The sequence below is a fragment of the Psychrobacillus vulpis genome (assembly GCF_006861825.1).
Lineage (GTDB): Bacteria > Bacillota > Bacilli > Bacillales_A > Planococcaceae > Psychrobacillus > Psychrobacillus vulpis.
Genome location: NZ_VDGI01000040.1, coordinates 1 through 8,178, shown reverse-complemented (window position 1 = coordinate 8,178; position 8,178 = coordinate 1). Strand labels below are relative to the sequence as shown.

Here is an 8,178-nt window from a genome sequence, read left to right as displayed (position 1 = left end):
ATTAGGCTACATTTTGTGAATGGTGACTTGGAAGAGCCGTGTGCGTAAATAGCGCAAGCACGGTTCTGTGAGGGGGGAGGAACACAATCTACCGCAAGGTAGAGAGGTTCCCTTCTACTCGACTAGTCAAGTAGAGCAACGTCTATATAGACTTTGCTCTTTTTGTATTTAAAAGTACTTCTGATAATACTCTTTCCTTAACCTTCCACTTAACTGAGCATAGATCTTGGTGGTTTCACTCTTCTCATGCCCCATAAGACTTTGTATGACTTCAATAGGAGCTCCATTATTCATCAAATGAGTTGCGTAACTGTGTCTAAGTTGGTGTGGATGAATCTCTTTATTAATTTCCGCACGATTGGAGATCCGCTTGATGATGTATCGCATTTGGGCGACACTCATTTTATGTGGTTGCCTTGCTGTTACAAAGATGGCTGAATAATGGTCATTACGGCTTTCCATATAGCGTTTAAGCCATATGTCACAACGTGTATTAAAATAAACCTCCCTTTCCTTATCGCCTTTTCCTCTCACGATCGCGGATTGATTGGACCAATTAATATGGTTCTTTTCTAACGCAACTATTTCTCCAATTCGACAACCACTAGAAAACATGAATTCAAAAATTGCTTTTTCCATAGGGGAATGACAGGATTCACGAAGATGTTCAATCTCCCGTTCGGTTAAATACTTTGGAATCCGCTTACCTACTTTGGGTTCTTTAATTTTGGAAGTTGGATTCTTACTCAGGTAGCCTTCTTCATGGNTCCTTATCGCCTTTTCCTCTCACGATCGCGGATTGATTGGACCAATTAATATGGTTCTTTTCTAACGCAACTATTTCTCCAATTCGACAACCACTAGAAAACATGAATTCAAAAATTGCTTTTTCCAAAGGGGAATGACAGGATTCACGAAGATGTTCAATCTCCCGTTCGGTTAAATACTTTGGAATCCGCTTACCTACTTTGGGTTCTTTAATTTTGGAAGTTGGATTCTTACTCAGGTAGCCTTCTTCATGGGACCAACGAAAAAATGATTTCATAAAGCGGATGCGATGTGCAAGACTAGCTGGTTTTAAATGCTTACCGGATATAGCAAGATACTCCTTTAGTCGATTTGTATCCAGTAGTTCTATCTCTACATCCTTAAAATAACCAATTAGTAGCAAAGACTGTAACTGGTAGGCCCTCAACGTTTGCGGCGAAAAGCCCTCTATTCGCTTATCCGATTCAAACGAAGCCCATGCTTTTGACAGTAACAATTCCATTCCCCCTAAAATAGTAATATTAAAAGGATTATTGCCAACTTAATAGAATTATAGACATAGGGTGTATTTTTACTAACGGTGCAGGTTAGTTGAAGAAGGAAAAAATGAAAGTAATGAAGAATGGTACAAGAAAAGAGGTACTTATATAACGAAAAGTATTGATTCTTATACCACCATTCTGATTCTAACAATAACGTTAAAAAGAGAGGCGAATAATGGTAAATAGATTAAGAACACCCTTATTAATATGTACTGTTGTTTTTGGGATTTTAGATTTAATAACTCAGCTTGAGTTAATACCTTTTATGATGTTGTCATTAGGTACTTCGATGTTTCTGTCAGGATTAAATGATCTGAAAAAAGACAAAAAAGCAATATATGGTTATATATTCATAACTATTTCTTTAATTCTAATTTTGGTCGCTGTAATTAAATTATTTATATAACGTGTTGCATTGAACCAAGAAGGATTAATGACTTTTTATAGAACTAGTTTTACTAACGACGTTTAACTAACGGATGCTTTACTTGAAGATCATTGATCTGTTTAGACAGCTCTTTTTTCTTATTCAACTAAAGAAGCAGGTTTGCTCAATAAGAAATCACAAAAGGAAGAGCATTTACTATAAAATAAGATTTGACGTATTAATGTCTAATAAAAAAGTAATGCAAAAAATTGAGATGATGCACATTAGTATTATTACACGACAAAAATAAAAATATATGGAGGTTAGTAATGTTTATAATATTTGGGGTTGTTGCAATAGTAGCAACTTTTATAAATCTTTATATGTATAAAGCAGGAAAGGATTATAAGATTGCTATGGCGATAGGACTATCATTTACAGCATTAACACTTTGTTCAGAATATAGTCTTGTATCTCGGTGGGTAAAAGTGGAAGATTGGTCAGCTTTAGGGGATGTAGTACCTGGTATGGAAAGGGCATTATGGTTTTTGACAATTGTTTCTATCTTACTAAATATAGCACCTATACTTTTAGAACTAAAAGGTAAGAAATAATTACTTATTGTCACATCATTTATATAATATGCAATTAATGTGTAAGTCTTTATGTATAACTAACGGTGTGCTTTACTTCAAGAAGGAGTAAAGCCTTTTTTCTTATTAAACTAAAGAAGCAGAATAGTTTAACAAGAATTTTGGTATAAATGGTAAAATATATTTAGAGGGGTTTTCTAAAACGACATTAGCCATTTTGTCATATTAGCGAAAAGAGGGAGTTAAATGACTAATTTTTTCTTAATACTTATGGGCTTTTTTATTGTAACTGCAAATATTATTGGATTTATATCTTACAAAAAAAGAAAAATTTATATTTTGCTGCTTTTATAATATTGTTATTAGCAGTTTTATTTGGGGCAATCGGTGGTGCATTAGCAGTATTTATTATTCGTGATCCTTTTGCAATATTTTATGGTTTGCAACTAGGACAATATCTAATAGTAAATAGTGTCATCGTTTTTCTTATTGCAATTTTAGTAACTGTAATAAAGAAATTTAGGAACTGAAAAATGTAATTCACGATTATATTCCACTAACGGTGTGCTTTAGCTACACAGGGCTGTCAGTAGACAGCCTTTCTTGTTCTTCAACTAAAGCAGCAGGTTAATGTAAGAAGGATTGCAGAAAATCATGTGCAATAAATAGAAATACTTACTTAACAAACTATGTAAGGAGATAATACTTTGAACATTTTAACTTTGATTCTAAGTTATTTAATTGGCTCAATCTCATTTGCTTTAGTAATCGGTAAAATATTTTATAAGAAAGATATTCGTGATTATGGTAGTGGTAATCTTGGTGCAACTAATGCTTATAGAGTTTTAGGCATAAAAGCAGGAGTAATTGTTGCAATTGCTGATATATTAAAAGGTACATTTGCTTGTTTACTTCCCCTAATACTTGGTTCTACAGTTAACCCTATTGTATGTGGTTTATTAGCCATACTAGGGCACATATTTTCTGTTTTTGCTAGTTTTAAAGGTGGAAAGGCTGTTGCGACAGCAACTGGAGTTTTCTTGTTTTTGACTCCTTTAGGTGTTTTTGTTGGTTTTGTTATGTTTGTCTTAACTTTGCTATTTACTAAGTATGTATCACTAAGTTCAATGTTGGCTAGTATAGCATTATTCATTTACAGTCTTATATTTGAAGATAAAGTTATCATAGCACTTTCTCTACTAATAAGCGTATCAATAATCATTCTACATCGACAAAATATAAAGAGAATTGTAAATGGAACAGAGAACAAAATAGTTGAAAATTAGTGTTTACTTGTTAAGCTAACGGGTGCTTTAGTTAAACAAGTGGCTGCCTGTAAGGGTAGCTTTTTAATCTTGGAATGTACTATTATCAATAGGTTAACAATGTTAATCTATGTTAACATTCCGAGATTTTTAGAATGAACAGTATGAAACTATTATAGGAGAGTCCTAAAATGAAAAAGAAAATGAACTATTTAATCTTACTTTTAACAACCATCTTTATGGTTGGTTGTACCAACTTAGAAGATGCATCCTTTACAGATGTAGAAACAGATCCACAAGAAGTAACCACAGTTGAAACAAATATAAAAAGTGAAAAAGAAGAAACTATCACTACGGTTGTTGATGAACCAGTAGTAGAGGAAACTCCAACCCAACCAAATAATGAACTGTTCTCAGGATACAAACTTATTGAAGTTGATGGTGGTGATTTGTCTGGATATCGTGAAACTAACGTCGTAGTTGACATTGGTTACGGGGACCGTGAATATTGGGCATTTACTAATGAATACGGGCAACTAGTACGTGTCATTACTGACGAAATCATTCTACAAAATGACAGTAACGAACCTGTATTATCGTCTGGCAGATACTATCCTGATGAGGCAAAGGTTCTTGGCGTCGAAAGTGACGTTTTAGATGAAGGACATATAATTGCTGATTCTCTCGGAGGGGTATCAAATGCTTATAATATTACCCCACAAGATAGTACGCTCAACCGACATGGTGATCAAGCTTATATGGAAGACGTGATCCGTAGCGCAGGTGGAGCTACTAATTTTGAAGCAATTATCACATATCCGAATACGGAAACGCAGATTCCTTCAAGTTATCAGTATACCTATATGTTAATGGGTAACGTGATCGTTGATACATTTGACAATGTGAACCCTGATGAAGTAAACTCAGCACTCGGTTTAACAGGTAGTGAGCCTTCTGATTCAACTAGTTCAAACACATACGGTGATATTTCTAGTGTTGATACAAACGGTAATGGACAGGCGACGATTAAAGAAGCAAAAGCAGCAGGTTTTAGTATGCCAATAACGAGTGATCATTGGTTATACCCATATATGCACGATGCTGATAAGGACGGTATGGTAGGTGAGTAAGCCCCTAGAACTTTGAGGCAAAATAAATGAACGAAAGAACATTTTCCTCGTTGGACGATTTATAACAATTTGCAAATGGGTGTCTATACAGGAAAATTTGTACACTGAAAATATAATTTTTTTTCACTAACGGCTGCTTAGTTAAACAAGACCATCATTTTTCGATGGTCTATTTTTTTATCTAAAACATCAAGTGGACCTCAGAAATCCATTGTTAAATGTTACACTTAAACTAACGAGGCAGTTTAGTTGAAGAAGCAGTTATTGTAAGGGGAATTATTTTATTAGCAACAATATTTGAGTAAGCGGCCATAATTAAAGGAGAAAGGAATAGTCTAAATGTCAATAAAAGTAAAAGTAACTTTATATACTGTTTTAATAATTACTGCAATACTTATTGTATTAGGCATTATTTAAACCTTTAATCCCGAGTCTGTCTAAGGGTACAACTCACTTCAGGAATTATTAGAAATACCTAGACAGTAAGGATATACGTGGAAAAATGCTTTTTAGTCTTTCCAATTAATGGCAAGTTGTTTTAGCTTTTTCGGTTTTCTTACTTTTAAATAGAAATTCAATGAATAGGTAATGTTTTTAGTATTATTTTAAAATAAATTTATTTCCATATAGAGGTGGATTCTATGGCTAAAATTGACAATGTACTAGCGATTCTATGGATGCTTAGTTCAGGTGAAAAAATTACTGCGAAACAAATTTCAGAAAAGTTAGAGATGAATATAAGGACTGTGTATCGTTATATTGATACACTTTCAATAAGTGGTGTACCTATAATTTCAGACGCAGGACATAACGGTGGATACACTTTATTGAACAATTTTATTGAAGCTCCTCTTTTTTTTGATTTTGAGGAGCAAACCTCGCTATTTCACGCTGCTATTTTTGCAGAAGAAGCCGGGTATTATGGAGGTGAAGCACTAAATAGGGCTATTTCAAAGCTAAGAAAATATTCGAATCAAGAGCAGGAAACAAAGATAAATCAACATTTAACTAGTCTTGAAGTAATAAGTCGATTAAGTTCCCTCGCTATGGAACCTTTTTTGAAGGAGTTGGAGCAGGCCGTAGCTGACGGATACTCTGTAAAAGTTCTATACCATAAAAGTGCTGAAGGGCAATCAAAGTATAGATTGGTGGATCCGTACAGAATTATTTATTGGAATAATAAGTGGTATGTGATTGGATTTTGTCATCTTAGGAATGATATCCGTAGTTTTAGAGTAGATCGAATGGAAAGTCTAATGTTAACCGAAAATAAGTTTAACCGACCAGAAAATTTTTCAGCGCGTGACTTTTTTATGAAAAACCTTGTTCCAACTATAGAAGATAAGGAAGGGATTATTTCTTTGGTTATTAATGGAGATAAAAGGGCATTGAGTGATATTTGCCAACATTGGTTTTTAGGAAATTATTTACAAGAGTGGACTTCAAATCAAGCAGTATTTCTTCTTGAGAAAGATATGATACATACATATGTACCTTATTTACTTTTACCGTACGGTAAATCTATTCGAGTTATTGAGCCAATCAGTCTTAAGAAAAGAATGATTGAAGTTTTGTCGGAATTAATAAAATTTCATCAAATTTGATAACTTCCCTGACGCTAGGTGTCAGGGAAGTTATGTTATCTTTGGCTATATTAAATGTGATTGGAGTGTTATTGGATGCAAACAAAAAAAGTTTTTCTTTATGTATTTAATACAATGTCGGACTGGGAATATGGATATTTAATTGCGGAACTAAACTCAGGAAGATATTTCAAAAAAGATTTAGCACCTTTAAAAGTAATTACAGTAGGAGCTAATAAAGAAATTATTACTACAATGGGAGGACTGAGCATAAAACCAGATATTTCCCTTGATGAGTGTACTCTTGAGAGTACGGATCTTATAATTTTACCTGGAGGGAATACTTGGGGAGAAGATATTCATCAACCTATTTTGAAAAAAATTGGCGAGGCTTTAAAGCTTGGCACTATTGTTGCTGCAATTTGTGGTGCAACTGAGGGACTAGCGAATGTTGGATACCTAGATTCTAGAAAGCATACAAGCAATGACTTAGGGTATATTAAAATGGTCTGTCCTAATTATAAAGGAGAAAAATTTTATGAGATGGAACCTGTAGTATCTGGCGAGAATTTGGTTACTGCATCAGGAGTAGCTCCTCTGGAATTTGCGATGGAAGTAATGAAAAAATTAGATGTATTTGCACCAGATACATTGCATTCATGGTATAACCTAAATAAGACTCATAAACCCGAATATTTTTTCCAGTTAATGGACTCAATAAGTAGATGAGCTAATAAAATCAACTTAGCAGTTTAATATTAGTTTAAATAATTTCCATGCTTTAGACGATGTCTAAAGCATGGTTTTTGTATATAACTTAAAATAAAGACCCTAAAAAGCAGTATAAATGCAACTTGATCTTTCATTCTTTTTACCTGTTTTTCATAAAATAAGTAATTTAATTATGCCGACTTTGAAGACACGTAGTCAAAGCAAAGAGGTTGCTGTCATAATGTTTTTTTCACTTTACTCTTGATATAACCCTAGTTTTGTTGAAGAAGATATATACTGAAAAAAAGTCCCTTCAGATAGTTTGAGGGGACTTTCCTATGTAATTAGTGTATAAATCTAAATCCAAAATGATTATTTGTATTTTTTGGCTAGAGATTCGCTGCCAATCGCTCCAATGATAGACATAAAAAACGGTCCAATTTGAAATAACAGAGAATCCTGTAAGAACACAATATTTAAATCAAATAACTTATTACCTATTACAATGGATATCTTAGCTAGTATGATAAAAAATCCAATTATTAGAAGAATATCAAAAAACAATTTCCATCTTGGAAAGGCTAATTTTTGGCTATCTTTTATGATTTTCTCTTTCAATGAATTATCTTCCTTTACTAATTCGTCAAGAGTAATATCAAATATGTCACTTATCTTAATTAGCAATTCAATACTAGGGTAACTTTCTCCACGTTCCCATTTGGAAATAGATTGTCTACTAATATTAAGTTTTTCTCCAAGCTGTTGTTGTGACATATTATGCTTTTGACGTTCTTCTTTTATTTTTGAAGGAAAATACATATGATCAACTCCTATCCTCAGTATATATATTTGCACTAAAAAACTAAAGAACCGCATAGTTGCAAGGGTGTAAACTGTTAGTTTCCCCTTAAAAACGATTGATTAAACGATAAAGTAAATGAAAAAAGTATTAAAAAACCAATAGCTATAAAAAAAGCTCTTATCAGTGTATTTTATGGGGTTGTCTTAATTATAAGAGTCCTTTGTTATTTCGCTAAGAGCAGCATTCCTGTAAGAACTGAAAGGAAATCTAGAGTTTGTGAAATAATGTACTTAAGCTAACGGGTGCTTGTGCGGCCGAGCCTAGGTCGTATCATATAGCGGGTGGGATTCCCGTCGAGAAAGAACTAGCCATTCACTCGTAGCGAGTCTTGGAGGGCTAATGGTAACATTAGCCTTT

Annotated in this window: 8 protein-coding genes and 1 pseudogene; 6 read left to right on the top strand and 3 right to left on the bottom strand. The window is 33.5% G+C overall.

All coding sequences use genetic code 11. The features are described 5' to 3' along the window. Positions 1 to 168: 168 nt before the first annotated feature. Both FG384_RS19115 and FG384_RS19110 read right to left on the bottom strand, forming a co-directional pair. Positions 169 to 765, bottom strand: a pseudogene (locus tag FG384_RS19115) (tyrosine-type recombinase/integrase); the annotation flags it as partial. Next, positions 761 to 1,270, bottom strand: coding sequence for a site-specific integrase (locus tag FG384_RS19110; protein ID WP_240793500.1), 510 nt, complete (start codon positions 1,268 to 1,270; stop codon positions 761 to 763). The gene FG384_RS19110 and the pseudogene FG384_RS19115, both read right to left, overlap by 5 nt. Before the next feature lie 736 nt (positions 1,271 to 2,006). On the opposite strand from FG384_RS19110, the gene FG384_RS19100 reads away from it, so the two are divergent. The 6 genes from FG384_RS19100 (at position 2,007) to FG384_RS19075 (ending at position 6,977) form a co-directional block, all read left to right on the top strand. After that, positions 2,007 to 2,291: a hypothetical protein gene (locus FG384_RS19100; RefSeq protein WP_142644276.1), complete on the top strand. Its 285-nt coding sequence runs from the start codon at positions 2,007 to 2,009 to the stop codon at positions 2,289 to 2,291. A 335-nt stretch (positions 2,292 to 2,626) separates the two neighbouring features. Next, complete coding sequence (locus FG384_RS20265; protein ID WP_240793499.1) at positions 2,627 to 2,800, top strand: hypothetical protein; 174 nt, start codon at positions 2,627 to 2,629, stop codon at positions 2,798 to 2,800. A 177-nt stretch (positions 2,801 to 2,977) separates the two neighbouring features. Then, positions 2,978 to 3,556: a glycerol-3-phosphate 1-O-acyltransferase PlsY gene (gene plsY, locus FG384_RS19090; RefSeq protein ID WP_053589499.1), complete on the top strand. Its 579-nt coding sequence runs from the start codon at positions 2,978 to 2,980 to the stop codon at positions 3,554 to 3,556. A 170-nt stretch (positions 3,557 to 3,726) separates the two neighbouring features. Next, on the top strand, positions 3,727 to 4,665 hold the full coding sequence (locus FG384_RS19085) for a DNA/RNA non-specific endonuclease (RefSeq protein WP_142644275.1): 939 nt from the start codon (positions 3,727 to 3,729) through the stop codon (positions 4,663 to 4,665). Positions 4,666 to 5,306: 641 nt separating this feature from the next. Beyond that, complete coding sequence (locus FG384_RS19080) at positions 5,307 to 6,269, top strand: helix-turn-helix transcriptional regulator (protein ID WP_142644274.1); 963 nt, start codon at positions 5,307 to 5,309, stop codon at positions 6,267 to 6,269. A gap of 75 nt (positions 6,270 to 6,344) precedes the next feature. Then, on the top strand, positions 6,345 to 6,977 hold the full coding sequence (locus FG384_RS19075; RefSeq protein ID WP_142644273.1) for a type 1 glutamine amidotransferase family protein: 633 nt from the start codon (positions 6,345 to 6,347) through the stop codon (positions 6,975 to 6,977). Between the two features lie 354 nt (positions 6,978 to 7,331). On the opposite strand, the gene FG384_RS19070 is transcribed toward FG384_RS19075, so the two are convergent. Continuing rightward, complete coding sequence (locus FG384_RS19070; protein ID WP_142644272.1) at positions 7,332 to 7,778, bottom strand: helix-turn-helix domain-containing protein; 447 nt, start codon at positions 7,776 to 7,778, stop codon at positions 7,332 to 7,334. Positions 7,779 to 8,178: the final 400 nt, after the last annotated feature.

Bases quoted from the DNA above. Each gene is read 5' to 3' on its own strand.
- FG384_RS19100 (WP_142644276.1), top strand. From the start codon at position 2,007: ATGTTTATAATATTTGGGGTTGTTGCAATAGTAGCAACTTTTATAAAT.
- FG384_RS19085 (WP_142644275.1), top strand. From the start codon at position 3,727: ATGAAAAAGAAAATGAACTATTTAATCTTACTTTTAACAACCATCTTT.
- FG384_RS19080 (WP_142644274.1), top strand. From the start codon at position 5,307: ATGGCTAAAATTGACAATGTACTAGCGATTCTATGGATGCTTAGTTCA.
- FG384_RS19075 (WP_142644273.1), top strand. From the start codon at position 6,345: ATGCAAACAAAAAAAGTTTTTCTTTATGTATTTAATACAATGTCGGAC.
- FG384_RS19070 (WP_142644272.1), bottom strand. From the start codon at position 7,778: ATGTATTTTCCTTCAAAAATAAAAGAAGAACGTCAAAAGCATAATATG.